At 69.0% G+C, this 24018-nt stretch carries 25 protein-coding genes; 13 read left to right on the forward strand and 12 right to left on the reverse strand.

The window, feature by feature from the left end; translation table 11 throughout:
• Positions 1–1102 (forward strand): amidase family protein (locus NBG84_RS04820; RefSeq protein WP_250918003.1); only part of this gene is annotated, 1102 nt, incomplete at its 5' end.
• 525 nt (positions 1103–1627) lie between these two features.
• On the opposite strand, the gene NBG84_RS04825 is transcribed toward NBG84_RS04820, so the two are convergent.
• Positions 1628–3421: an ABC transporter substrate-binding protein gene (locus NBG84_RS04825; RefSeq protein ID WP_250918004.1), complete on the reverse strand. Its 1794-nt coding sequence runs from the start codon at positions 3419–3421 to the stop codon at positions 1628–1630.
• A 113-nt stretch (positions 3422–3534) separates the two neighbouring features.
• On the opposite strand from NBG84_RS04825, the gene NBG84_RS04830 reads away from it, so the two are divergent.
• Both NBG84_RS04830 and NBG84_RS04835 read left to right on the forward strand, forming a co-directional pair.
• Positions 3535–4401 carry a nitrilase-related carbon-nitrogen hydrolase gene (locus tag NBG84_RS04830; protein ID WP_250918005.1) on the forward strand — a complete coding sequence of 289 codons (867 nt, stop codon included), beginning with the start codon at positions 3535–3537 and terminating at the stop codon, positions 4399–4401.
• A 46-nt stretch (positions 4402–4447) separates the two neighbouring features.
• Positions 4448–5296 (forward strand): polysaccharide deacetylase family protein, encoded by an 849-nt coding sequence (locus NBG84_RS04835; protein ID WP_250918006.1) that lies wholly within the window; start codon positions 4448–4450, stop codon positions 5294–5296.
• Positions 5297–5494: 198 nt separating this feature from the next.
• Here the strand turns inward: NBG84_RS04835 and NBG84_RS04840 are convergent, their stop codons facing one another.
• Together NBG84_RS04840 and NBG84_RS04845 are read right to left on the reverse strand one after the other, a co-directional pair.
• Entirely contained in the window at positions 5495–6184 is a 690-nt protein-coding gene (locus NBG84_RS04840) for a hypothetical protein (protein ID WP_250918007.1), read from the reverse strand.
• Between the two features lie 529 nt (positions 6185–6713).
• On the reverse strand, positions 6714–7592 hold the full coding sequence (locus NBG84_RS04845) for a hypothetical protein (protein ID WP_250918008.1): 879 nt from the start codon (positions 7590–7592) through the stop codon (positions 6714–6716).
• Positions 7593–7673: 81 nt separating this feature from the next.
• Here NBG84_RS04845 and NBG84_RS04850 point away from each other — a divergent pair, with 81 nt between their 5' ends.
• Positions 7674–7877, forward strand: a complete 204-nt coding sequence (locus NBG84_RS04850) for a hypothetical protein (RefSeq protein WP_250918009.1) — start codon at positions 7674–7676, stop codon at positions 7875–7877.
• Between the two features lie 282 nt (positions 7878–8159).
• Here NBG84_RS04850 and NBG84_RS04855 read toward each other — a convergent pair whose 3' ends face one another.
• Both NBG84_RS04855 and NBG84_RS04860 read right to left on the reverse strand, forming a co-directional pair.
• Positions 8160–9116, reverse strand: a complete 957-nt coding sequence (locus NBG84_RS04855; protein ID WP_250918010.1) for an NAD-dependent epimerase/dehydratase family protein — start codon at positions 9114–9116, stop codon at positions 8160–8162.
• Positions 9117–9347: 231 nt separating this feature from the next.
• Positions 9348–10079 carry a DUF4386 domain-containing protein gene (locus tag NBG84_RS04860; RefSeq protein WP_250918011.1) on the reverse strand — a complete coding sequence of 244 codons (732 nt, stop codon included), beginning with the start codon at positions 10077–10079 and terminating at the stop codon, positions 9348–9350.
• A 107-nt stretch (positions 10080–10186) separates the two neighbouring features.
• Here NBG84_RS04860 and NBG84_RS04865 point away from each other — a divergent pair, with 107 nt between their 5' ends.
• The 3 genes from NBG84_RS04865 (at position 10187) to NBG84_RS04875 (ending at position 13133) form a co-directional block, all read left to right on the forward strand.
• Positions 10187–10891, forward strand: a complete 705-nt coding sequence (locus tag NBG84_RS04865; protein WP_250918012.1) for a TetR/AcrR family transcriptional regulator — start codon at positions 10187–10189, stop codon at positions 10889–10891.
• A 521-nt stretch (positions 10892–11412) separates the two neighbouring features.
• Positions 11413–12450, forward strand: a complete 1038-nt coding sequence (locus NBG84_RS04870) for a C40 family peptidase (RefSeq protein ID WP_250918013.1) — start codon at positions 11413–11415, stop codon at positions 12448–12450.
• 83 nt (positions 12451–12533) lie between these two features.
• Positions 12534–13133, forward strand: a complete 600-nt coding sequence (locus NBG84_RS04875) for a DinB family protein (protein WP_250918014.1) — start codon at positions 12534–12536, stop codon at positions 13131–13133.
• A gap of 371 nt (positions 13134–13504) precedes the next feature.
• Here NBG84_RS04875 and NBG84_RS04880 read toward each other — a convergent pair whose 3' ends face one another.
• A complete protein-coding gene (locus NBG84_RS04880) occupies positions 13505–13816 on the reverse strand; it encodes a hypothetical protein (protein ID WP_425608570.1) in 312 nt (103 codons plus the stop codon).
• A gap of 217 nt (positions 13817–14033) precedes the next feature.
• On the opposite strand from NBG84_RS04880, the gene NBG84_RS04885 reads away from it, so the two are divergent.
• The 5 genes from NBG84_RS04885 (at position 14034) to NBG84_RS04905 (ending at position 18289) form a co-directional block, all read left to right on the forward strand.
• A complete protein-coding gene (locus NBG84_RS04885) occupies positions 14034–14477 on the forward strand; it encodes a hypothetical protein (RefSeq protein WP_250918015.1) in 444 nt (147 codons plus the stop codon).
• A 91-nt stretch (positions 14478–14568) separates the two neighbouring features.
• Entirely contained in the window at positions 14569–15234 is a 666-nt protein-coding gene (locus NBG84_RS04890) for a DUF305 domain-containing protein (protein WP_250918016.1), read from the forward strand.
• A gap of 447 nt (positions 15235–15681) precedes the next feature.
• Positions 15682–16086, forward strand: a complete 405-nt coding sequence (locus tag NBG84_RS04895; protein ID WP_250918017.1) for a hypothetical protein — start codon at positions 15682–15684, stop codon at positions 16084–16086.
• A 151-nt stretch (positions 16087–16237) separates the two neighbouring features.
• Positions 16238–17323, forward strand: coding sequence for a GNAT family N-acetyltransferase (locus NBG84_RS04900; RefSeq protein WP_250918018.1), 1086 nt, complete (start codon positions 16238–16240; stop codon positions 17321–17323).
• Between the two features lie 297 nt (positions 17324–17620).
• Positions 17621–18289: a HEAT repeat domain-containing protein gene (locus NBG84_RS04905; protein WP_250918019.1), complete on the forward strand. Its 669-nt coding sequence runs from the start codon at positions 17621–17623 to the stop codon at positions 18287–18289.
• A gap of 437 nt (positions 18290–18726) precedes the next feature.
• Here NBG84_RS04905 and NBG84_RS04910 read toward each other — a convergent pair whose 3' ends face one another.
• The 6 genes from NBG84_RS04910 to NBG84_RS04925 all read right to left on the reverse strand — a co-directional run bounded on the left by NBG84_RS04910 (position 18727) and on the right by NBG84_RS04925 (position 22660).
• Positions 18727–19278 (reverse strand): excalibur calcium-binding domain-containing protein, encoded by a 552-nt coding sequence (locus tag NBG84_RS04910; protein ID WP_250918020.1) that lies wholly within the window; start codon positions 19276–19278, stop codon positions 18727–18729.
• A complete protein-coding gene (locus NBG84_RS04915; protein WP_250918021.1) occupies positions 19275–19865 on the reverse strand; it encodes a PASTA domain-containing protein in 591 nt (196 codons plus the stop codon). The genes NBG84_RS04910 and NBG84_RS04915 overlap by 4 nt, the downstream gene beginning before the upstream one ends.
• Positions 19866–20042: 177 nt before the next feature.
• Positions 20043–20171 (reverse strand): hypothetical protein, encoded by a 129-nt coding sequence (locus NBG84_RS40480; RefSeq protein WP_285366368.1) that lies wholly within the window; start codon positions 20169–20171, stop codon positions 20043–20045.
• A 703-nt stretch (positions 20172–20874) separates the two neighbouring features.
• Entirely contained in the window at positions 20875–21513 is a 639-nt protein-coding gene (locus tag NBG84_RS04920) for an FMN-binding negative transcriptional regulator (RefSeq protein ID WP_250918022.1), read from the reverse strand.
• 345 nt (positions 21514–21858) lie between these two features.
• Positions 21859–21990, reverse strand: a complete 132-nt coding sequence (locus tag NBG84_RS40485) for a hypothetical protein (protein WP_285366369.1) — start codon at positions 21988–21990, stop codon at positions 21859–21861.
• A 430-nt stretch (positions 21991–22420) separates the two neighbouring features.
• A complete protein-coding gene (locus tag NBG84_RS04925) occupies positions 22421–22660 on the reverse strand; it encodes a hypothetical protein (protein ID WP_250918023.1) in 240 nt (79 codons plus the stop codon).
• A gap of 944 nt (positions 22661–23604) precedes the next feature.
• Between NBG84_RS04925 and NBG84_RS41470 the strand changes: the two genes are divergently transcribed.
• Positions 23605–24000, forward strand: coding sequence for an acyl carrier protein (locus tag NBG84_RS41470; protein ID WP_425608571.1), 396 nt, complete (start codon positions 23605–23607; stop codon positions 23998–24000).
• Positions 24001–24018 lie beyond the last annotated feature (18 nt).

A 24018-nucleotide genomic window follows, 5' to 3' on the forward strand; every position in this document is an offset into this window, starting at 1 on the left:
GGCACGGCTGCGCGCGGCCGGGGCGATCCCCATCGGTCACAGCAACATCCCCACCCTGATCCTGGCGGGGATGCACACGCGCAGTGAGCTGTTCGGCGACACGGTCAACCCGTGGGACCGCAGCCGGACCCCGGGCGGCTCCAGCGGTGGCGACGCGGTGGCCGTGGCCACGGGCATGGCGGCGCTCGGCCTCGGTAACGACTCTGGTGGGTCAGTGCGCATCCCGGCCCAGTTCTGCGGTGTGGCCGGGCTGAAGCCGTCCACGGGCCGGTTCCCCGCCGACCACCGCGTCCTCGGCCCGGACGACCCCGGCCCGGCGTCCCAGATACTGGTCACCGACGGCCCGCTCGCCCGGAGTGTGGGCGATCTTCGGCTCGCTTACGAAGTGCTGGCTGGGACCGACCCACGAGACCCACGCGCCGTGCCAGTGCCCGCGTACGGCGAACCGCTCCCCGGACGGGTGAAGGTCGCGGTCGTCGCGGACCCTGGTGGGCACGGCGTCCACCCCACGGTTCGAGGAGCCGTCGCGGCCGCGGCCGACGCGCTCCGCGACGCCGGATACGACGTGCGCGAGGTGCGGGACGTGCCGCGGATGGACGAGGCCCTTGAGGCGTACGGCCGGATCACTGTGACCGAGTTCGCCCCGACCTGGCCGGTGGTACGCAAGCTGCTCGGCAGGGGCGGGGACCGCTATGTCGAGATGATGATGGAGCAGACCCCGCCCGCGAGCGCGGACGAGTTCATGAAGTTGATGGGCACCTGGATGAACATCCGCCGCTCATGGGCCGAATTCCTCGACGCGTACCCGCTGTTGCTCGGCCCGGTCTTCACCGAACCACCGGTCGAGCCGGGGCTGGAGTCGCGTGACAGGTCGGGTAGGGACCGGGTCGGGTCGGGAATGCGTCTGTGCACCGTGACCAGCTTCGTGGGCGTACCCGGTGTGGCCGTACCGACTGGGATGGCCGACGGGCTCCCCTGCGGAGTGCAGATCGTCGGGCGCGCGTTCCGGGAGGACCTGTGTCTGGGCGCGGCCCAGGCGATCGAGGACCGGCTCGGAGTTCTCACACCAGTCGACCCGCGTAGGGGAGGCCGGGCTTGTTGAGCCCTTGAGCCCCTGACGCCTCTGACTCCTTGGGCCGTACAGGGCGCGCACCACCGCCTTCCTGCGCGTAGATCCGGCGCGAGGGTGCGGCATCCGGGCAGCGGCCCCTTGTCCAGCGGCGGTACCTGGCTGGTGCGGCCGAACCCGACGTCGGCCCGCCACCGCTCCTCGCTCTCCCACTCGGCCCTCCAGGCTTTCGTGCGGAAGCCGTCGAGCGGTACCGGTGGATCTGCTGCCTTCGGATACCGCACTGGCTCGCACGGCCCGGCGTTCCTCCCGCGGTCGTGCGAGCCAAGGCCGACCCGTTGGGAGTCATTCCCCACCGGTGGTGTCCTGGTCGTGCAGCGGCCGCGAACCGCCTGCCGGGTCGGGAAGCTGGAAGAAATGCCGCCCGAGCATGTTGATGTGGTGGCGGACGGACGGGGCGAGGCGCGCCAAGCCCCTGTCGCGATGTCGAAGCCGGAGACACGGAACCGGGTGACGGCGGCGTCCCAGTATCGGGTGTTGAGTCAGCAGGCGCCGAGCTCAGGCTGTCGGCCGGAAGGGCGCGGTGGAGTACGGCGCCGGGGCGATGATGTGATGGTGGCCGTCCTGGACCTGGTAGACGAGGTGGGCCTGCGCGATGGACGGGTCGGTCGTCTGATCCGGGTAGACCAGATTGGTCTGGTCGGGGGAGCCGAAGTGATAGGAGCCGTTGACCCCGCGATGGACGATGCGGCGCAGGACGCGGTTGACCTCTTCGGTGTCGTGCGGCGAATCGCACTGCGACCACGCGGCGGCCAGCAGGTGGATCATGTCGTAGCGGATTCCCGCGCTGGACAGTCCGGATGCGCTCCCGAAGCGCTGAAGGAACCGTCGCTCGAACTCATGACCGAAATTGTCGCCGTACACCCCGCTGACGGTCGCCCAGAGCAATCCCTCGGCGCGGCCGTCGGCCTGGTCGAGGAACTGGGGAACCGAGGGCGAGTAGAGGGCGTACAGCAGGGCATCCGACGGCTCCCTCCGGAACTGGCGTACAAAGGCCGCCAGTTGGGCGGCGGTGAAGTGGGCGACCATGACGGCGGCGGGGTCCAGGTCGCGGATCCGCTGGATGACGGTGGTCCAGTCCGGCGAGAAGGAACTGATGTGTTCGACGGCCGGCCGCCAGCCCGCCCGCTCGGCCGCCTCGATCGCGGACGGGGTGAACGTCGTCATATCGGTGTCGTCGGTGTCGAAGACCTGAAGCCTGTTCGATGCCGGGCGCCACGCGCCCGAGTCGCGCAACGTGGTGAGCGTTCGGACGAAGCCGATTCCGTACACGCTCTCCCGGCCGCACACCTGGAAGACATTGCTGAACGTGTCGGACTCGTCAGCGATGAGATCGGCGGCGCTCGCCGACGTCGAATGGTGCAGTAGGGGACTCCCCGCGGTGGCCGCTGGGAGGAACTGCGCACTGAGCGAATCCCGGGAACGCTGGAGCGTGTATCCCGTGGTGATCGCGTCGACGTCCTCGCCGACGAGTCGTTCGATCGCGTGCTGCATCGCCCGGCCGTCCTGGATGTTGACCCGGAGCGGGATGTGCTCGATCCTGCGGCCCGCTACACCGCCGCGTTCGTTGATCTCGTCCACGGCGAGTCTGGTGCCCTGCTCCATCTGGAGGCCGTCACCGAACCAGTCCCCGGCGGAGGGATAGACGGCGCCGATCACCAGGGGGCGAGGGCGGGTGACGCGCCGTCGTGGAGCACCGAGGGCGGACGGGCCCCCGGGGTTGTCGCGTACCGCCGCCTCCAGCCTCAGCGGGCCGAGCGACGGGAGGCCCGTCAGCTCGCCCCGTACCGGGAGGGTGAACAGGTCCCGGTCCAGCGCGATCGCCGTCGCCGCGGCGCGGCTGGTGACTCCCAGCTTGTGCAGAAGCCGCTCGACGTGGGTGGCGGCCGTACGCCGGGAAACCGTCAGGCGGGTGGCGATGTCGGGGTTCGTCAGTCCGCAGGCGACCAGGGTCAGCACCTGTAGTTCACGCCCGGTGAGTCCGGAACGTTCCTCCGGGGTGAACGGCCGGACCTCGACGTGGCAGCCCCCGGACGGACGCCCGGCGGGTGTGATCCGGACGCGCAGGATCTGGGGACGGCCCGTGTCGGGCTCTTTGGGAAGGGTGGCAGGGTCGGGGGCGGTGTCCCAGGCGAAACACACCGGGGCGGGCAGCTCGACACGAGCCGCCGTGCGCAGATAGCGGGAAAGGCCTGCGTGCACGGTGATCTCGCCGCGATGGCGCTCCCGGATCTCGCCCGCGCGGGACACCACGGCGATCATCTCGGACGAACGGGGCGGATACGTGCTCACCAGGGCATCGTAACCGCGGGTCGTGTTGTCTGCTTGTCGGTCATCCGACCGACGATTTCGGGCCATGCCGCTGACAGCATGCGGGCATCGACCGGACTCAAGGGAGAGCCCTGATGCCCAGAATCGCCAGCTGTACTTCAGCTTTCCGTGAAGTCGCGGATTTCGAGGAATTCGCCGCGCATCTTCGGGAGCTGCTCGACCAGGCGGCCGGCGCCGACCTCGTCGTGCTGCCCGAACTGATCACCTTCGAACTCATGACGGCCGTTCCCGGCTGGCGCGACGCCGTGGATCTGGAGCCTCTGGTCGAGACCGCAGGGTTCACCGACCGCTACCGCGAGCTCATGGCCCGCGAGGCCGCCGAGCGCGGTCAGCACATCCTCGCCGGTTCGCATCTGGTCCGCACCGGGGACGGCGGCCTGCTCAACGTCGCTCCTCTCTTCGGGCCGGACGGGGCGCTGCTGCACGAGCACGCCAAAACCCATCTCTTCCCGCTCGAAGCCTCCCTCGATATCGGCGAGGGAGACGACATGGCGGTCGTGGAACTTCCCTTCGGCGTCGTCGGCGTGAACATCTGCTACGAGGCCGAGATCCCGGAGTGCTCCGCGTCGCTCACCGAGCAGGGTGTGCAGATCGTCCTCGTTCCCTCGCTCACCGTTACCGAGGCCGGGTTCTGGCGCGTCCGTCACTGCGCCGCCGCCCGCGCCATCGAGAACCAGATCTACACCGTGCACTCGGGCGTCGCCAGCCCCGCACGCGGGCCGTGGCCCGGCGCCTGGGCGCGCAGCGCGGTCCTGGGCCCGTGCGACGCGGGCTGGCCCGACAACGGGGTGCTCGCCGAGACCGCCGCCAACGTCGACGCGGTCGCCATCGCCGATGTCGATCTCCAGCGGCTCGCCGAGAACCGGAAGACGGGCGCCGCGACGACCTTCGCGGACCGCCGCCGACGCGCGGAGCGCTACCGGGCCTGGCCCTCCCACTGAGTCCGAGTCCGGCCACCGACCATCCCGATCAAGGAGACGAGCAGCCATGACCAAACCGACCGTATGCCTGACCTTCGACTTCGACGCCATATCCGTCTGGCTGGGCACCATGGGCCTGTCCACACCGACGTATGTCTCGCGCGGCGAGTTCGCGGCGAACGTCGCGACCCCGCGCATCCTCGATCTACTGGAGCGGGAAGGAGTCACGTCCACCTGGTACATCCCCGGCCTGGACGTCGACACCTACCCGGACGTGTGCAAGCGCATCCGCGACGCAGGCCATGAGATCGGCCACCACGGCTACGCCCACGAGGGTCCGACCAGCCTGGACGCAGCCGCCGAGTCCGAGGTGCTGGAGCGTGGACTCGACGCACTCGACCGGGTACTCGGAGTCCGCCCGGCCGGCTACCGGTCGCCCGCGTTCGATCTCTCCCCCAACTCCACACGGCTGCTGTCCGACTTCGGGTTCACCTACGACAGCAGCATGATGGGGCACGACTTCGAGCTGTACCGCTGCCGTACCGGTGACATCATCCACCGTGACCGGGCCGTGGAGTTCGGGCGCGAGCTGGACCTGGTCGAGGTACCCGTCTCCTGGACCCTCGACGACTTCCCCTTCATGGAGTTCGCCCTCGCCCCGCCGATGCTGATGCCCGCCTCCACCGACGTCGAAGGGCTCGCCAACCGCTGGCTGGCGGATCTCGACTTCATGGTGGAAGAGGTTCCGCACGGGGTGTTCACCCAGACCTTCCACCCGCAGTCCATCGGCCGCGCCGGGCGCATCCGCATCCTGGAACGCATCATCCGCCGGGCCAAGGAGCACGGTGCGCAGTTCTCCACAGTGCACCAGGCGGTCAGCGGCTGGACCGCACGGTCCGGCACCGGCAGGGGCTGACACCACCGCGCCCGCCGGCCGTACGCACCGATCGGCTGGCGGCGGGTGCGCCCTCCCCTGAGGATGCCCAGGGGAGGGTCGTCCCGCGTCGGGTGGGACGGGACGGTGCCCCGCGAGAGCCTGGTGTTCAGGATCCGCAGCGTCCGGGAGCCGTCCGCCTTGCCAGCGGCGTCCACTTCACGGCGGAGGGTCAGTACGTCAGCACCGCGGCGGACCCGGTCGTGGCGGTGGTACTCCGGTTCGGCCCGGTCGGGTGTCGCCCCGTGCCCGCGCCGCATCGGACGAAGTGCCGGAAACCGGTTTCCTGACTTCTCGTTCGTCCGGAACCGGAAGTGGCCACGACCAGACCACATCGGCGGCGTCCCGTTCCCTGATGATCCGCCGGTAGCGTGATGCCTCGCGTTTCGTTCCCGAGTTGAGCGGGCGGTACCGGACCCAGTCCATCGGGACGATGTGCAGGGCCAGGGTCTCCCCCGCGCGTCGGTGATCGACCGAGTGCGCGAGCACCACGGCGAAGCGCTGGATACACCACAAGCACTCCCAGGGCGGTCCGGTGACGACGGCTCCGGCGTCAGCGAGCTTCCGGCCGTACCCGTCCTCGGCATCGAGCTCCATCTCCGCATGGAAATCGTCGCCTCCGAAGAAGTGGACGCAACTGCGCCGCAGGCTGCGCCCCATCTCCGACAGGCGCTCGGCCCTTCCGAGATCACCGTCCTCCCGCGTACGGGCCACCGCGAGCGGGAAGATCGCGTACTTGCCCCGGTCGATCACGGGGAAGCCGAGATCCGTCCACTGCGGTGTCTTCTCGGAGTACTTCTGACCGAGTACGCGCTCAAGCGCGTGCATGATTGACAGACCGTCCGAGATCCGAATCTTCTCCTGCTCCATCCCGGTCACGAGGCCCCTGTCCCCACCGCGGGATTGCTCTGTGCGATGCCGAGCCACTCGACGAAGTCCTCCACGAGAACCCCACCGAGGCGGATCGGCGCGACCTTCTCAGCAGCGGTCAACGATCTCCACCTCCTCCACCCCGGCATCCGCCCGCCTGCCTGCCGAAGCCTGCGCGGTACCACGCCATGCATCCGGGGACCGGCCCAAGGACGCGCTCACGACGCCGCAACCACTCGGTGCCCCCGTTGCCGACGCCCCGATCATGCAACAAGCACCTGACACACGACGTCAACGGCGCCGGCTGCGGATATGGGCCGTCGACGGCACCCTAAGGCAGGTGTCCACCACCCTGGTGGCTCAGACTGACGCGGACGAGGTGGCGCGCCCATGCCGACAGCCCGCACACCGCCCCCGATCGGCCGGAGGCACCCCCACTGGCCAGCCCGTCGCCTCTCACTTCCTCGCAGCGGGCCGAGACGAGGGTCCATGGCGCACGTCCTGCTGCCCGCCGGTACTGCGCACCGGTTCACTGCACGCCGGGCGCCAGTTCCATGCGGATGCCGTCGGACTCCCGGAAGACATAGACGCGGTCCGTCTTCGCGTTCCACTCCAGGGGCACGGCGTAGTAGTGCCCGTCGCGCGCCGTGACCAGGCGAAGGCCCCAGTACTGGTAACGCAGGTACACGCCCTCACCGAGGTCCTGGAATCCGAGGCCCGGTGACGGAGAGGTCAGACCGAGGCGCTCGGCGCTGAAGACGATCAGGCTGGTGCGCTGGACCACATCACGAGCGGCGTCCCTGGCATGACTCTCGCCGAGTTGGCCGGCCGCCAGGGTGATGGTCCAGAGCAGGAAGAGTCCGGCGGCGAAGATCAGCACAGCTGTGTCCCGTAGCCCTCGTGGAGTCTGTTCGGCCCCGATCTTGCGCTTTTCGCCCAGGAGCAGACCGAGGCCGATCAGCAGGGGGCCGACCCAGCGGTAGGGCAGAAACAACTGCCATTCCCACCACAGGACGAGCAGAACCAGTCCGGCAGCCACAACGACCAGGTAGTAGCGGGCCAGCGTCGCCGTGGCGAGGGCAGCGCCATGGACGAGGGAGTTGGGCAGCGCCTGTTGCGGCCGGTGACCGCTGATGGCGACGGCGATCAGAAGGACGACGGCACCCACGAGGACCGGGAAGGTCATCAGATTCAGGCTCTGCAGAACGAACTCGGCGAAACCAAAACCAAGGTTGAAGGGGGAGAGATGGAAGTGACCGTAGTAGGCGCTGGTGTAGATCACTCCCATGTAGAACATCAGTGCGGCGATGATCGACGCCTGGGCGGCCACGATATTGATGAGCGCGGTGGGGGACGGGGGCGCGGCGGCCCCGGTCCGCCGCTCGGCGCTGGGCTGCGATGGGCTCACGTACTGTCCGGTGCCGGCGCCTCCGGGGTGACGCGCTCCCCAGGAGGCGATGGGCAGTCGGGGGCGCCCGGGCATCGGGAAGTGGCCGATGACGAGGGCGCGATGGCCGGGCCCTCCTTCTTCGACGGCCCGGTGTTCTTGGGCGGTGGGGGAGGCGGAGGCAGCGGTTCACCGCCTCCGCGGGAGGCGGCGGTGCCGGAAGGCGATGGACCCGGCGAGGAGGCGGACGAGCTGGGGCCCGGTGAGGTGGAGGTCGGGGTGGGTGACATCGAGCTGGGGGACTGATCGCCCTCGCCCGGGTCCTCAGCTGATCCGCAGCCCGCGAGAAGGGCAAGGGAGGCCGCGAACACCCCGATAGCGACCATCGGTCGGCCGAGGCCGTTGTGCATGGGAGTCTCCATGTCCTGGCGGTGCGGTCAGCGGGCAGCGTAGCGGGGCGCTCGCTGGATCCCGGCGGACTCGACGAGGAGATGAGCTCACACCGCCCGATCGGCGCAGCGGGTGCCCCAGCGCCGGTCGAGCGCCCGGGCCATCCCGCACCCGGTCGCCCCATCCCATGGCTCTGGCTCACCCACCGCTCGGTCTGGCGGTGTGGGTACGGTGCCAGGCGACGGTCGCGGCCACGGCCGCATCGGGAGCGGTGACCTCGGCGTGGCCGAAGGTGAGACGGTAGAGCGTGTCGTCGACGGTCCAGGGGTGGCTGAACTGGTACCAGATGTCGAGCAGTTCACGGGCCGCGGGGTTGGACAGGCCGACGAGGCGCATGAGTGGTTTCGTGGTGCCGCGCATGCGGGTGCGGCTGCCGGCCGCCGCGGCGATCTGCCTGATGAACTGCCGGGGGGTCGGCGCCGGGGCGGCGGGAAGGACGAAGGTCCTCCCGTCGGCGGCGTCCCGCTCGCCGAGGGTGACCAGTGCGGCCGCGATGTCGGGCAGGTAGTGCACGGTATGGGGGACATCGAGCCGTCCGGGCCAGTTCACCGTCCTGCCGTCCAGTACCGCGGGTACCACCGCGGCGCCGATGACACTCTTCGTACCGCCGGGACCGTAGTAGTCGCTGGCCTGACCGATGGTCACGTTCAGGCGGCCGCTCTTGTGGGCTTGGAGGAGCCGGTCCGCCATCTCCTTGCGCACGGCGCCCTTCCGGCTCGTCGGCCGCCGGGGTGATCGCTCGGACACCGGACCGTCGATCGGTCCGTACAGGTAGAGGTTGTCGGCGAACACGAGTTTCGCGCCGGCCGCCGCGGCGCCCTCGATGACGGCGTCGGTGAGCTGCGGGAACTCCTGCGGCCAGCGGTGGTAGGGCGGTTGGGCGCAGTGGTAGACGACGGTCGCGTCGGCGCAGGCGGCGCGGGCGCCCTCGGTCGTGGAGACGTCGGCGGCGCGGGTGGTGACACCGGGGGGCAGGTCGAGGGCCGGACCGCGCTGGACGGCGCGGGTGCGGTGACCGCGGCGAGCTAGCTCGTGGACGACTGCGGACCCGATGCCACCACCGGCGCCGAGAACCACGTGCAGGGGAGTGGACATGTTGCCTCTGCTTCCTTGGTCGTGCGTTCGAGGTGGTGCTCGAAGGATCGGTGTGACTGAGCGGCTCCGGAACGCTCGCGGGAACCGACCGGCAGCGGTCCGGTTGTGCTCTGGGCGGGCTTTGCCGGAGGTCGGCCTCGATCCGCCGCAGTGGTTCGAAGCACATCGAGATGCTCACACGGTGTGTACCTGGCCGGTTCGATACACACCGTGTTGCACGGAGCCGGAGGGTCAGCGGGGTCGGCGGAAGAGTGCGGCGGCAGCGGCCAGGAACCACAGGTGCAGCAGGGAGGTGCCGACCGAGGTGGCGGCGCCCGAGTCGGCGCCGGCGATCTCGGCCAACGGCAGCGCGAGACCAGCGGCGACGAAGAAGCCGGCGATCAGCAGCCAGCGGGGGGCGGCATCGGAGCGCAGGGCCGCGAGTATGGTGCACACGAGCCAGCCCACCGCGAACAGGGAGACCCCGAGTACCTCTCCGATCCCTCCGCCGAAGTCGTTGAGCACCTGGTACTGCACGGCCACCGACTCACGGACCGCCGGATCGGACGCTTCGCCGTGGGCCTCCGCGAGACCGGGCATCGCCAGGAGCCAGCGGGAGATGCCGATCGTGCGGGCGAGGGTTGAGGCGACGGCGAACCCGACGGCCACCCTGCTGAAGGGGCTGTCGCCGCCGCCGGTCAGGGCCCGGGTGGTCCATACCGCGACGGGCAGGAACAGAACCGAGTACAGCAGATAGACGGTGTACCCGGCGCGGACCGCACCCTCCTGGTCGAGCAGCCGAGGCAGAGCGGTGGCGGCGGGGTCGTCGAGGCTCGCCGGCCAGCCGATCGCGTTTCCGAGCACAGCGAACGGGACGAAGATCAGCAGGCCCTCGACGGTCAGCAGGGCGGCGGCGGTGCGTCGCGGACCGGCGGCGCGGGTGGGAGCGTCGGAGAGACGGTCCGGGGGGTGGGTGACGGACATGACTGCGGACTCCTTGCGATGGTCGTTCACAAAGCGACTGGTGTTCGCAAAATTAGAGCACGTCGTTCGCGATGTAAACACCGTTCGCTGCTTGGTAGGGTGCTCCCATGCCCGCACCCACCCGCCGTGACCGGCTCCGCGCCGAGACGCTGGACGAGATCAAGACCGTTTCCCTGAGCCAGTTGCGCGAGGTCGGGGCGGCCCAGTTGTCCCTACGGGCGGTCGCGGCCGCCCTGGGGATGAGCCCGGCCGGGCTGTACCGCTACTTCGACAGCCGTGACGCGCTGCTGACCGCGCTGATCACCGACGCCTTCGACCGGCTCGCCGACGCGGTCGAGCGGGCCCGGGACGCCGACCCCGCCGCGGACGTGGCCGACCGGCTGTTCGCCGCGCTGGCGGCCTACCGGCGATGGGCCGTCGAGCACCCGCAGGAGTTCGGTCTGATCTACGGCACCCCCGTGCCCGGCTATGCCGCCCCACCGGACGGCCCGACCAGTGTGGCGACCCGCCGCGTCGGCGGTGCGTTCGCGCCGCTGTTCGTCGAAGCCTGGCAGCAGGGCCGGCTGCGCCAGCCCGATGAGATCGCGCCCGATCCCGCGCTGGCCCGATACGCGGCCGAACTCCATCCCGGCCTGCCGCCCGCCGTCGCGGCTGCCGTGCTCGGAGTCTGGACCCGCCTGCACGGACTCGTCGTCTTCGAGGCGTTCGGCCATCTCCGCTGGCTCGGGCATGACACCGCTGCCTTGGCCGAGCAGCAACTCCTGCTGCTGCTCGCGGAGATCGGACTGCGACCGGGATCCGGCGCGGGATGAGGCAGGGGGGTCTCCAGCGCCACGCCGGTCAGAGGCGCACCGCGCCCTGTCGTCACCCCGTCGGAGGTCACGCAGTCATCTGTGCCGCTATGAGTGGTGTGGTGCGCGGGGGTTCGGCGAAGGGGGCGCGCTCGACTCCGGAGGCGCTGACGGTATGTCAGGAATGGTCCGCCCGCAGGTGGTTTCGGGTGGCTTCCGGTCTTGCGGCGCCGGCCGCAGAGACGTCCGTCCCCGAGGGGGAGGCCAGTGCGCCGATCAGGTCGATGCAGAGCGAAAGCGGTACGGAGGGGCGACGGCTGCCAGCATCCGAACCAGTGACGGAAACCGCCCCGGTGGGATGCGACGCGACCGCAGCAGTTGAAACTAAACGGCTAAGCAGATTAGCCTAACGGTAGGGCCTTCGAACCGTTGGTTACCCTCCCGGGTGGCCTCAGAGGGTACCGCCGCATCCGTGCCTTCAGGGCGGAGCCGGGTAGCAGGGTGCTCCTCGTTGGCGGCAGAGGAAGAAGGAGTTCGCCTCAGTGGCGTCCCACCGCCGTCCCAAGCAGCCCCGTCACGCCTACACCGCCGCGCTTACCGCGACGGCCGCGGCCGCCGTGGCCATGTCGACGCAGTCGGCTTCGGCCGACCCGTTGCCGGATCCCAGCAAGAAGGGTGTCCAGGCGCAGATTGATCGTCTGTACGAGGAAGCCACCCAGGCGACGGAGAAGTACAACGGCGCCAAGGAGCGGGCCGGGCAGTTGGGGGAGCAGGTCAAGAAACTGCAGAATGCCGTCGCTCGGAAGCAGGACGGTCTCAACGAGCAGCGCAACCGGCTCGGTTCGATAGCTTCGGCTCAGTACCGCACCGGCGGGCTCGACCCTTCCGTGCAGTTGCTGCTCTCCTCGGACCCCGAGGAGTATCTCAACATAGCGATGGCCTTCGATCATCTTGGTGCACAGCAGGTCTCCGAGCTGGAGCAGTTCCAGTTGCAGCAGCGTGATCTCCAGCAGCAGCGTTTGCAGGCGACGGACAAGCTGGATGACCTGGGGGACGCGCGTAAGGAGTTGGGGGCCAAGAAGAAGGAGATCCAGGGCAAGCTCGCGCAGGCCCAGAAGCTCCTCAACAGCCTTCCAACCAAGGAGCGAGCCAAGATCACCGAGAAGGAGGAGCGCGCCAATCGGTCCAGTGAGAGGGTGAAGCTGGGTAACGAGGCGAGCGCCTCCCAGAGTTCCGCTGCGGCGTTCGACGCGGCCAAGAGCCGGGTCGGTATGCCGTATGTGTGGGGTGCGACCGGGCCTGGCTCGTTCGACTGCAGCGGGCTGACCTCGTGGGCGTTCAAGCAGGCGGGTGTGTCCATTCCCCGCACGTCGCAGGCTCAGGCCAACATCGGCACGCGGATCAACTCACTCAGCGCTCTCAAGCCCGGTGACCTCATCATCATGCGCACCGACCTCAGCCACGTCGGGTTCTACGCGGGCAACGGTCAGATTCTCCACTCTCCCAAGCCCGGCGCCCAGGTGCGCTACGAGTCGATCGAACGGAGCGGGATGCCCTTCATGTGGGGCGTTCGCATCTGACCTGCGGTGCGCCAGCGGGGTCTTCGGTGTAGCCGGGCAACCGTGGAGCCCGGTTGTCAGCGCCGGGTGCAAGACTGCCCGGCATGACCGAACCGAACCCGAAAGCGGACCTTCTCCGATACCTGCAAGAGGCGCGTGACGCCCTGTTGTGGAAGCTCGACGGGCTCTCGGAGTACGACATCCGGCGCCCGCTGACCCCCACGGGCACGAACCTGTTGGGGCTGGTGAAACATGTCGCCAGCGTGGAGCTTGGGTACTTCGGCGACACCTTCGGGCGGCCGTTCTTCGACGAAGGGCCGCCGCCCTGGTGGTATACGGAGGATGCGGAACCCGAATCGGACATGTGGGCCTCTGCGGACGAGTCGCGCGAAGAGATCGTGGGGCTGTACCACCAGGCGTGGAGGCACTCCAACGGCACGATCGCGACGCTGGCGCTCGACGCGATCGGTCACGTCCCATGGTGGCCGGAGGAACGCCAAGAGGTGACACTGCACCACATCCTGGTACGCGTGGTATCCGAAACCCAGCGGCACGCCGGCCACGCCGACATCGTGCGAGAACTCATCGACGGATCCGTCGGGTATTCGCAGGGCAAGGACGCCATGCCGCCAGGTGACCAGGCATGGTGGGAGGGCTACCGGAGCCGTCTGGAGCGGGTGGCGCGGGAAGTCGGTAGCCGCTGATCCCGCTCGGCTGGTGCCGACCCCGCCGACCCCGGGGTCGGCTCGCGGCGTCGTTCAGCTGGCTTCGGCCCGCTCGGCCTGTGGTGCGAGCGAGGCGGCAGGACTCGGTTGGCGGAGGGCTCCTTGCTTCGACATCTGCTATAGCGCTAAGTAGTTTAGCGGTATGGTGGTGCATGGCACCTCGCTGACCGGGAGCTCTCCTGCGCCGTCGCCCCTGCGTACGGTTTCAAGTAATCAGGAGGGCTCCTGGCGTCCCCGGGCTGGAGCCCGTCCCTTCGGCCTCCAGATAGGACAGACAAGGCGGCGCACTGGGCCGAGTGCTGTCGGGTGCGGCATCGAAGACGGGGCGGGGGCTGCGTGGTCGGGTTGCGTCAGACCGGTCCGCAAGCCAGGAGCAGCGGCAGAACGGGGGCCATCACGGATGCGGCGACAATGCCGACCCAGGTGACTCGTTGCGGTCTGACCTGTGGCGTCAGGATGCGCCGCAGCCGGATCAGGGCACTGTGGCCGCCCGCGCCCGGTGCCGCGCTCGGCGCGCGACCTGCCGCGGCCTCGCACATGGCGGTGGCCAGGGCGTCACGCGAGTGGAACCGCAGGGCCCCGTCGTCCGCGAACATCTCCAGGAGCAGAGCGGTCTGCTCCCTGGCGAGGCCACCGCCCAGGGGTCGTGTCCGCGTACCCACTGGTCCCCCACACCTTGAGTGCCAAGGAACTTAGTGGATTCTGGGAGATGAAGGCATACGGCGGGAGACTTCGGTACTGTCGATGCCGGAGGCCAGAGTGATGAGAGCGCATACGAGGAGTCGAGCCGCTGATGCCTGGGGGCATCTGCTGCTGGTTCTCGTTGCGCTAGGCCTCTTCTTGATGCATACAGCAGGGCACCCCGACGACGGCTCGGGTATGACCCATGTAGGTGATGCCTCCGGGACAACGACGGAGGCCAGGGTCGATGCGTCCGCCGGTGGCGTCGGCGCGGCCAACGCGTCCCCTGGCGACACCGCGTTTGGCGGCACTGGCGACACCGTGTTGGTGGCTCGCGCGGCAGATTCCGCGCATCCCGGCACAGTGCCCGCGGCCGCTACCGCCGGGGCGCATTCGTCGGCCGCGGACCTTCCGGGCAGCGATACGGAGCCCGTCTCCCACAGTCCCGGCCCGGCGATGGACATGGCTGACCTCTGCCTGGCCATCCTCGCGACCGGGCTTCTTGCCGGCCTCCTCCGGGCGGCGCTAAGCCGTAGAGCCGAGTGGCTGGTGGGACTTCGCCAGGGTGCCGTCGCCGTCATGCGCGCCAATCCTCCACCGCGCAGACCAGACCTCGCTCAACTGTCGATCCTGCGGATATAGGCCGAACGCCCGCGCGGGCGCTGTTTCCTGCCCGCGTCACCGTTCGCCCGGTCTTTCTCTCCGCACGACAGAACAGTTACGAGGCTTCCTCATGGCATTCAGCAAGAACACCCCGCGCCTTCGCCGCCGTATCGCCCTGGTCTCCACCGTCGCCGCCGCGGGGCTGGTACTCGCCGCCTGCGGCAACGACGACGACATGGACGGTATGGACCACGGCAGCAAGTCGTCCACCAAAGCGAGCGCACCCGCTGGAGCGAACCCGGCGCCGGGGGCGTTCAACGACGCGGACGTGATGTTCGCGCAGACGATGATCCCGCACCACGAGCAGGCCCTGGAGATGTCCGAGCTCGCCGAGGGACGGGCAGCGGACCCGGAGGTCAAGAAGCTCGCCGCGCAGATCGCACAGGCACAGGACCCCGAGATCAAGAAGATGCAGTCCTGGCTCAAGGCATGGGGCAAGCCCGCGTCGGCCGACAGCATGCCGGGCATGGACCACGGCTCCGACTCATCGGATGGGTCCGGGATGTCCGGAATGATGTCCGAGAAGGACATGAAGGACCTGGCGGCTGCCAAGGGCACGGCCTTCGACAAGAAGTTCGCGCAGCTGATGATCGACCACCACAAGGGCGCGGTCACCATGGCTGAGGACGAGCAGAAGAACGGCAAGAACGCCACGGCCAAGAAGCTCGCCGACGACGTCGTCAAGACGCAGACCACCGAGATCAACGAGTTCAACAAGATCCTCGGACGGCTCTGAGCCCCCAGGCCGGCCGCTGTGGCGCTCCTTCAGCACCACAGCGGCCGGCTGGCGCCCGATCCCCAGTACTACGACGTAGGCCCCGCCCGTTGCCGACACCACTGTCGCGGGCGGCGAACAACCAGCCCCCCGAGGACAATGCCGGTCCACCCCGGCCAGCAGGGACACACAACGGCCCGGCTTCGCCCGGGACCGGAGCCGGTAGGCCGGCACCGGTACGGCATGGAGGAGAGCGTGCTCTGCCACGAACCAGCGGGTGAGCCTCGACGACGCTCGGCCGCGGGTCGACGACGACGCCACCCCCGGCGCGAAGGGCGCTGCCGATCAGTTCCCCACCAGTGGTCGTCCTCCCCGCCCAACGGGGCGTACGTCCCGGTGACGATTGACTCGAATGGCCTTCGGGCCGCCCGCTCGGGGTGCGCCTCCTTGGGGGCTGGCATCATCTCCATGACGCTGCCGGTGCACAGCCGAAACAGCGAGCGGGGATTTCCACGGACCGTCTGGCTGCGCTGTGCGCTCGCAGCGGTGGCTGCCGCTCTCTTCCTGTGTCTGAGCACGGTGGTGGACCATCAGATCCCGCAACCCGTGCAAGAGGCCCAAACCGGCTCGATTACTGCGGATGCCTGGTCGGCTCCGGTGCGGACGGCGCTGGGGGCACACCCGGCCGGTGAGGCCCACTGCGGGCCGCAGACGCATCACCAGGCTGTTGTTACGGCACAGACCCAGTCTGAGGTGCAGCCTTCTCGGCAACCACCGGCGACGATTGTGTCAAACGCCGAGCCCACGACGATCGTGTTAACCGCCAACACCATCGCTCCCGATCTCCATGTCCTGCAGGTGCTGCGGACCTAGACGGATGCCTGGGCGGGTTCGCCTGCCCCCCTCGCACCGGCCGCTCGACTCCCTGGGAGTCGTGAGCGCGGTCCGGTCTGTCTTCGCATCCCCGCGCACCGCCACTTCAGTGTGGCCGAGACAAGGAACAGCTATGGGTACGGGAGCCGACATGAGTGGCGATCGCATCGAAGTACTTCACCCGGCAGAGCTGACGGCGGAAGCCCTCGGTGCCTGGCGCGAGCTGCGCGCCACCGCCGGGTCACCGGACAATCCGTTTATGGCGCCGGAGTTCACCCGCGCCGTCGGGCTCGTCCGGCCGGGCACCAGGGTCGCCGTCCAGTACCAAGGCGGCGAGCAGGCCGGGTTCTTCCCCTTCGAACGAGGGCTATGGGGCCGTGGCCGCGCGGTCGGGATGGGCGTCTCCGACTGCCAGGGGGCGATCCTGCGACCTGGCCTGGAGCTGGACCCACAGCGCCTGCTACGCGCCTGCTCCCTGTCCGTCTGGGAGTTCGACAACCTTGAAACGGGTCAGAACGCCTTCATCGCCCCCGGAGCGGAGGGGTTCGCTGCGCCGGTCATCGATGTCGCCGACGGCTACCCCCACTACGAAGGGCTGCTGCGCGAGCGTTCCCGGAAGTTCCTCAAGTCGACGCTGGCGCAAGCGCGCCGTATGGACCGCCAGGTCGGTCCGCTGAGATTCGTCTTCGACGAACGGGACCCGGCCGTGCTGGAGACCCTGATGGCTTGGAAGTCCGCCCAGTACCGCCGTACCGGACGCCGGGACCGGTTCGCCCAGAAGTGGATCGCCCATCTGGTACGCACCCTCGCCGACACCGAAGCCCCCGACTGCTCGGGCGTACTGTCGGTGCTCTACGCCGCCGACCTCCCTGTCGCCGCGCACTTCGGCCTCCGCTCGCGCACTGTCCTGTCCTGCTGGTTCCCCGCCTACGACGTGTGCTTCGCCAAGTTCTCGCCAGGCCTGGTCCTCCACCTGCGCATGGTCGAGGCCGCTGCCGCCGCGGGTATCGGACTCATTGACCTCGGCCGGGGGGAAGCGGGCTACAAGGACTCCCTCAAGACCCGGGAGCTGACCGTGCACGAGGGTGCCCTGACGCGCCCTGGGGCCGGTGCCGCTCTGCACCGGCTGAGCCGCGAGCCGGTGCGCGCCGCCCATCGCTTCGTCACGGACCGTCCCCGGCTCGCGTCCTTTGCCGCCCGGACCCTCAAGACCGTGGGCAGCATGCGGTATCGCTGACGGACTGATCCCGTGCACCAGCGCCGCCGCGGGAGCGCACTCGTGCGGCGCGGCACTCGCCAGGCACTCCAGGAGACCGGTCACCCCGCAGCCCCGCCCCGGTCATGAGGGAGGCCGACCAGGTGGCCCGTGCCACGCCGAGAACCGCCACCGCAAGCCTGATGCCGTCAGACAGGTCCCGTCTACCGACCAGCACCGGACTCGGTGATCGGCGGGCAGCAGGCAGCCCCTCGGCGTGGCCCCGCTTGACCTTGACACGTTGACAAGGTCTTCACTGTGACCAAGGAGGTGGTCCCGATGACCATGCCGAAAGAGGACACCAACACCATGCGGGCGCTCCAGGCCCTGGAGAACAGCGACCCGTCGGTGCGGTTGCAGGCGGCGCTGGCGCTCGGCACGACCCCTGACCCGCGATCCGTCGACAGGCTCATCGAACGATGCGCTGTCGAGCCCGAGTTCTCCGTGCGTGAGATGCTCACCTGGGCACTCACCCGCCACTCACCGTCGATGACGGTCCCCGGGCTCCTCCATGAACTCCGCTCGGATCGTGCGCAGGCACGAAGCCAGGCGTTGCACACCTTGTCCAAGATCGGGGATCGGCAGGCATGGCCGTCGATCACCCGGGCGCTTCTGACCGATCCCGACGACGAGGTGGCGCGGACTGCCTGGCGGGCAGCGGTCGTCCTCGTGCCCGAAGGCGGGAAACCCGGGTTGGCGGCGGTGTTGACGACACAGCTCGGGCGTGGCGAGCGTGAGACGCAGTTGAGCCTCAGCCGGGCGCTCATCGCGCTCGGCGAGGTGATCACGCCGGTCCTGCGCACAGCGATGACGGACCCCGGCCCGCAGGTGCGTCAGCACGCGATCGCCACGGAACGACTGTTGCGTGACCCGGACGCCGGATTCGAGTTCGCGATCGAGGAGGCGAAGCGCATCGTGGCCCTGGGAACGATCAGCCAGGAGGAGTGAGGGCGGTGTCGATCGGCGAGGTGGCACGACTGAGTGAGGCGGCGATGCTGGTGGGGCCATGACGAGGGCTGAGCTGCGGGAGAACGCCGTCGGGTCGGCCTCGGTTCTCCTCCACGGCCGATGCGGACCCGCAGACGCGGTTGCTCGACTTCCTCGGGGATGGGTCTGATGCCACGACGGGAGGCATCGGCTCCGCCAGTGGATCGAGGCGGTCCGGACGCACCGCCTGCCATCCAACCGCAACTGGACGACGGATGAGTCTCCGTGATGACGAGGAGCGACGCCCAGACCGCTTCGTGGTCCACAACAGTGCACCGTGGGTTCGGGCTTGATGCCTGGCACGCCCGGAGAACACGGACGACTGACCGGTACGGGGGGACACGAGCCCTACTTTCCCCGTACCGGTCGGTCACCGCGTGTTTCTGCCCATGCCGGCCCTACTCGCAGGCGACACCATCGCCGTCCCTGTCGAGGTGGGAGCCGTACCCGGGATCGCCCCTGCGGATGGGGTCGGCACCGGCGGCGCGGACCGCCGTGCAGTTCTTGTAGTACACGTCTGCGCCGCCCCCGCCCGTGCTGGTGGAGCCACCGGAATCGTCCGCCGCCGGTGTCGGCTTGGGCTTCGGTGTCGACTTGGGCTTGGGCTTGGGCTTCGGGGTGCTCGGCTTGGTCTCCTCGCGTACGGGAGACGGTGCCGTTGTTGCTGTTGCTGTTGCTGTTGCCGGAGTCGTTGCCGGAGTCGTTGTCGGGGGCGCTGGCGGCGGGGCGGTGACGGTGCGAGTAACCGTGATCGTGGGGCCGGGGACGGCCTTGGTCTTCACCACTTCGTCGGGCGCGCACGACCCGACGATCGCGGCGAGCACGACGGCGATGGCCACCATGCCGCCACAGCCGAACAGGGTCTTCCGCTTCCCATCGAGCGGGGTGCCACCTCCCGCAGCAGGCGGCGGAGTCGGTCCGTACGGATGGGGAGGGTACTGATTGCTCACGGGCAGGACTCCTCGATCTTGACGGCTCCGAAGTCGACCGTCTCGGACGGATCGACCGATCCAGGAGCGGGGCTCTGGGAGCAGACCTTCCAGTTCCGGTCCAGCAGTTGCATACGGCCCGCGCCGGTCGCGTCGTGCGAGCTGAGCAGATAGAAGCCCGCGGCCTGGGCCGCGTCCTGCGCCGCCTGGAGCTGCTGCCCCACCAGATTGGGCAGGCTCTTGATCTCCGCGACCGGAGTCGGTGCCGCGGGCTTCCTCGGGGTCGGTGTCGCAGCTGGTGTGGTGACCGCCTTCGCGGCCGGTGTCGCGGCGACCTTCGTGGTAGCGACCGGTGTCGGCTTCTTCGACGGAGTCGGCGTCGCGGGCGCCTTGACCTCCGGGGTGACGGTCACGGTCACCAACTTGGTGACCGCAGGCCCCGGCACCGACTTGGTGACCGTCCGTGGGGTAGGGGATACAGCGGACCCGATAAGCCCGATGACCAGGGCCAAGAAGAGCGCCCCGCCACAGCCGAGCGTGGCCTTCTGCTTCCCGCTGAACTGGTTGGGGGGCGTGGGAGGGCCTACGGGCGGCGGGTATGTGGGCATGGCCAAAGCGGACTCCGGGGAACGTGATTGTTCAAGAATGGACAAGATAAACAGATCGGTGCCTATCGCATCAGGCGGACGAACGGATCGATACCGCTCCGAGATCAGAGAGCGGGAAACGGAGACTTGTTGTGCGTGAGGAGAGGGCACCGGCCCCCGACGACCGCACGCGGACCATCACCGGTTCCGGGCACAACGGTGCCCTCCGAACGCGGGCAGAGTTCCGCCGTAGCCGTAGCCGTAGCCGTAGCCGTAGCCGTAGCCGTAGCCGTAGCGGTAGCCGTGTCCGTGGCAGGCGCCTGTCATGGTCGGCACACCGTTCAGCGGGGCACCGGGCCTCGGTGGGTGCCCCACCCGGTCAGAGCCCCAGCCCTCTCCGCCCACGCCCTCGCCATCTGGACCCGCACCGGCGAGACCGCCCCGGATCCGGAGTGCGGCGCGGACACAGTGCTGACCGGGGCATGCTGCGTCTGGCTCGGCTCTCGGCCGAAGCGCGTCGGCGCACGCACCAGACCCCGTAGCGCAGGGGCGAACACCGAGTAGCGGAGATGGTTCAGGGGGAGACGAGAACGGCCGACACCGGCCTGGATGCACGGCACGGCACGACACCAGGCACGAAGGCGTTCCCTGACCGATCCGCACGTCAGGTGGATACCGAAGGCAACCCGCCGCAGGAGCCGTCCATCGGCCGAGTATGTGCGATGGCCACGACGAGGAACGCCCCTTCGTGTGCCGCTCAGACCTCATATAACGGGAGGTCAGAGGGACGGGGGTGCAGATGCGGATCCTGTCGTCGCGACAGTGTGAGGGGGCTGCGCAGGTGAACCTTGCGGGTCCCTTCCGACGGGCGTTTCCGATCTTCGAGGGGGAGTAGGCCGCTGATAGGCACCCCTACCAGGAGGGCCGCGAGGATGCCGCTGCTGGACCTGACGCGTCTGCGGCGGGCAGGTGGTGCCGGATCGTTCCCCCGCCAGCAGCCTCCTCCCTGATGGCCCATGCGCCGCTGGGCTCAGGGAAGTTGGTTCATCAGCCCGGCAACCGCGCGGCAGTGCTGGCTGGGGTGCCCGTCGAACGAGCGTTGCACGCGGTCGCGGACCTCGCTGCTCTGCTCCTGACTCAACTTGAACATTCCGTCGGCGCCGGTCACGTGCACACGAAAGGCACCGACTCCGGGCAGGATCTTCCGGAAGTAGTCGATCGACTCGGTCATGTCCCAGTCACTGCCGAACCGGCTCTCGAAGACGCTCACCGTGGCCATGACCACGTCGAGTGTCTCCTCAGCCGAATCGATCTTCTCAGTGGTCCCGCGTACGTGGACCGAGGTGAAGTTCCACGTCGGCGCGGCCGGTGTGTACGCGTAGACGGTTGGTGTCACATATCCGTGCGGGCCCGTGAACGTGAGCAGCACGGCGTCGCCGCTCTGCAGGGCAGACCAGTGCGGGTTCTGCCGGTTGAGATGGCACAGCAGAACGCTGCCCGACAGATCCGCCGACCCCGTCGCGAACGACTCCGGGATTGCCGGGAGATGAGTGGCGAACGGGACACCTCCCGACGGACCGTTGCTCGTCAGCAGCCCCAAGGGGTTGTTCTTGACGACCTCGATCATCCACGAGCTGTCGGGCGGACGGTAGAAGCTGGGGACGTACATCGAGATCTCCTTGAACTGGTACGTGCACCGGTTCTGGCCGTGGAAGTGGGAGTCGCCCTCACCCCGAAGAGGTGGGGCCGAACCAGGTGGTAAGTGTGGTCCGGAGCGCGGACTTGTCGGGCGTGCCGACCGGCGTCGGCCGCCCAGGCGATGTGGCGGTCGGGGCGGATCAGGAACGCGGCGGGAGCGGGGATCCCACCGACCTCTGGGACGGGCCAGCGGTCGCCCTCGCTGCGCGCCTCGATGCGATCGCCCAGCCCCGGCGGTCGCCGCCGCGGCGCTGCCACAGGACCGGACGGGCGGCCTGCGGCAACTCGTACACGCGGCTGGCGCCGTCGGGCGTCCTCAGGTCAGCCCCGGAACCCGGCTGCCCACCGGCGGGTGGTCGCCGTCGACCGGATACCGGATGTCCAGCGAGGTGATCATGGAGCACGGGTACCGGTCGACGTCGTCGAGCACGACAAGTGATCCGAGCACGTCACTCAGCGCGTTGGTCTGGGCGCTGCGACGCGCCAGGGCCGACTGCGCACGGGCGTTGTGGGGCCACGCGTCCCGCGACGGGACGGCGCTCGGCGTGGCAGCCGTCCAGCAGACTCACCGGCGCGGGGCCGCGCACCACCGAGGTCGGCTTCCGGCCGAGGCCGACCGCGTTCAGCGCACCCGTGCTCAGCCCTTGCCTGCCGGGTAGGGCATGGGCGCAGCGTCCTCCGCCAGCAGCACCCGGGCGCTTGGGGGTACCCGGGCGCGGTCGCCGAACGGGAGACCCACCGGGGACCGCACGCCAGATCCGTGCCCGCGAGCGTGATCAGCGATTCCCGGAGCCGCTCGAACGTCGCGGGCTCGTCGCGGTCCGCGACCTGGTCGTACCCGGACGCGATCACCCGGCAATTGCCCGGTTCGAGGGCGATCACCGACCGCGTGCTCGCGGAACTGGCAGAGACGGTCGGGGAGGAGTCCACGGCGAGTGCGGAGCCACCCGCGCCGCCTGCTGTCCCCGGCAGGACGGTCGGAGATCGAGCGCGCCCTGCTTCTGGAGCTGATACGTCTCTTCCTCGATGCCTCTCGCCACCCGCGCGTAGTGCAACAGCAACCGTCGGGTGTCGTCGTCCGGCGCTGTTCCGTACTCGGATTCTGACTTCAGGACCATGGATCACCAGCCGTCGGTTCGTCGATGAGCTTTTCGCCGTCGTGCCGCACGCGCTCGCGATCGCATCGGCGGGATTGGAGTGGCTGAACCTGAATTCGAGCAGACCCCTTCACGGGCCACTTCTGGGTCATGCTGGCACAGAACCCCGATGGGATGAAGATCCGGGAAGGCGGCCGACAGTTACGCGATTCCACCCCCCTGCTGCCTTGGGCCGGATCTTGGTCTTCCCGACGCCGGCATTGACGTTCCCGGTTATCTGTGGATTCCGGATGTCCCGTCGACAGGACAATGGCGAACGACGAACTGCCCGGCTCTGGAACCTTTCTCCGTCGAGTCGCTCTGTTTTCCATCGAGAGTCGTCGTGATTGTCAGGGACGGTGACAGCGGGTACGCATCCCTTTGAGTACGGGAAAGGCGGCTTCCATGTCGTGGGTCAGCGACGAGGCCCCGTACTCCCTGGCCCGACGCCGTCCTCTGCAACGGACAACAGGTGACCTACACGGAACTGGGCGCCAGGGACAACCAACAGGTTCGCGCACCACCTCGCCGCGCGCACTCGGCCGAGTTACCAAGGTCGGCGGCTGCCCCGACTACTCGATCGACTCGACACGGTCGTCCCCGGCCCCGGCACCCGGAAGTCAGCTGCGGCGTGCCCCTCGATCCGCCCACCCGACGGCGAGACCCTGGCCGCTGCGGGCCGGGCCAGCACACCTTGGTGCTGGTGGTGCCTCACATCGCCGTGGACGGTGAGCCCATGGGGCCGCTGCCGCACGACCTGACGGTGGCGTACACGGCCCCTTGGTCAGAGCAGGTCAGGGCAGGGCAGGGGCGCCAGCTTGGGAAACCGCTCCCGGTGCGCTACGCCGACTACCCCTCCGGCATCAGGGTGCGCTCGGTGAACAGTCCGATCCCGATGGCCTGGCAGCCAGCCAACCGGGCATACGCTGCCCGAGCCCGAGTGGGCGACGCGCGGTACCGGGCACCGTGCAACGGCACCGCACGAGTTCCGGCCGAGGCGTTCGCGGACGTACCCGAAGGGACCGGTCTCGTTCGGCGAGGACTTCTTCGACCTCGGTGGCACCTCGCTGCGGGCGATCAGGCTGGTCGGTCTGATCAGGGCGGACACCAACCCCGAGGTGTCCCTCCGTACATTGTCCGCCACGCGAACCATCACCGGTCTGTGCGATAGGTGTGACGGCCTTGTCCACCCGGGGGCCCTGCACCTGTATTCGTGTCCCGCCAGCGGGACACGAATACAGGACCCGCACAGATGCGCGGATTCATCGGTCTACGTCGGCCGAGTTCCGGAGCCCTTGAATGGTTCATCGTGTCCGGTCTAAGTTAGCGGCGTGCCGAAT

The organism is Streptomyces albipurpureus (assembly GCF_023701525.1).
Taxonomy (GTDB): Bacteria; Actinomycetota; Actinomycetes; order Streptomycetales; family Streptomycetaceae; genus Streptomyces; species Streptomyces albipurpureus.

Excerpts from the sequence above, each read along its gene's own strand:
- NBG84_RS04865 (WP_250918012.1), top strand. The coding sequence starts at position 10,187 with ATGCCCGCACCCACCCGCCGTGACCGGCTCCGCGCCGAGACGCTGGAC.
- NBG84_RS04875 (WP_250918014.1), top strand. The coding sequence starts at position 12,534 with ATGACCGAACCGAACCCGAAAGCGGACCTTCTCCGATACCTGCAAGAG.
- NBG84_RS40480 (WP_285366368.1), bottom strand. The coding sequence starts at position 20,171 with ATGACAGGCGCCTGCCACGGACACGGCTACCGCTACGGCTACGGCTAC.
- NBG84_RS04860 (WP_250918011.1), bottom strand. The coding sequence starts at position 10,079 with ATGTCCGTCACCCACCCCCCGGACCGTCTCTCCGACGCTCCCACCCGC.
- NBG84_RS04855 (WP_250918010.1), bottom strand. The coding sequence starts at position 9,116 with ATGTCCACTCCCCTGCACGTGGTTCTCGGCGCCGGTGGTGGCATCGGG.
- NBG84_RS04885 (WP_250918015.1), top strand. The coding sequence starts at position 14,034 with ATGACCCATGTAGGTGATGCCTCCGGGACAACGACGGAGGCCAGGGTC.
- NBG84_RS04835 (WP_250918006.1), top strand. The coding sequence starts at position 4,448 with ATGACCAAACCGACCGTATGCCTGACCTTCGACTTCGACGCCATATCC.
- NBG84_RS04925 (WP_250918023.1), bottom strand. The coding sequence starts at position 22,660 with ATGGTCCTGAAGTCAGAATCCGAGTACGGAACAGCGCCGGACGACGAC.
- NBG84_RS04900 (WP_250918018.1), top strand. The coding sequence starts at position 16,238 with ATGAGTGGCGATCGCATCGAAGTACTTCACCCGGCAGAGCTGACGGCG.
- NBG84_RS04895 (WP_250918017.1), top strand. The coding sequence starts at position 15,682 with ATGACGCTGCCGGTGCACAGCCGAAACAGCGAGCGGGGATTTCCACGG.
- NBG84_RS04920 (WP_250918022.1), bottom strand. The coding sequence starts at position 21,513 with ATGTACGTCCCCAGCTTCTACCGTCCGCCCGACAGCTCGTGGATGATC.
- NBG84_RS04890 (WP_250918016.1), top strand. The coding sequence starts at position 14,569 with ATGGCATTCAGCAAGAACACCCCGCGCCTTCGCCGCCGTATCGCCCTG.
- NBG84_RS04915 (WP_250918021.1), bottom strand. The coding sequence starts at position 19,865 with ATGCCCACATACCCGCCGCCCGTAGGCCCTCCCACGCCCCCCAACCAG.
- NBG84_RS04840 (WP_250918007.1), bottom strand. The coding sequence starts at position 6,184 with ATGGAGCAGGAGAAGATTCGGATCTCGGACGGTCTGTCAATCATGCAC.
- NBG84_RS04905 (WP_250918019.1), top strand. The coding sequence starts at position 17,621 with ATGACCATGCCGAAAGAGGACACCAACACCATGCGGGCGCTCCAGGCC.
- NBG84_RS04830 (WP_250918005.1), top strand. The coding sequence starts at position 3,535 with ATGCCCAGAATCGCCAGCTGTACTTCAGCTTTCCGTGAAGTCGCGGAT.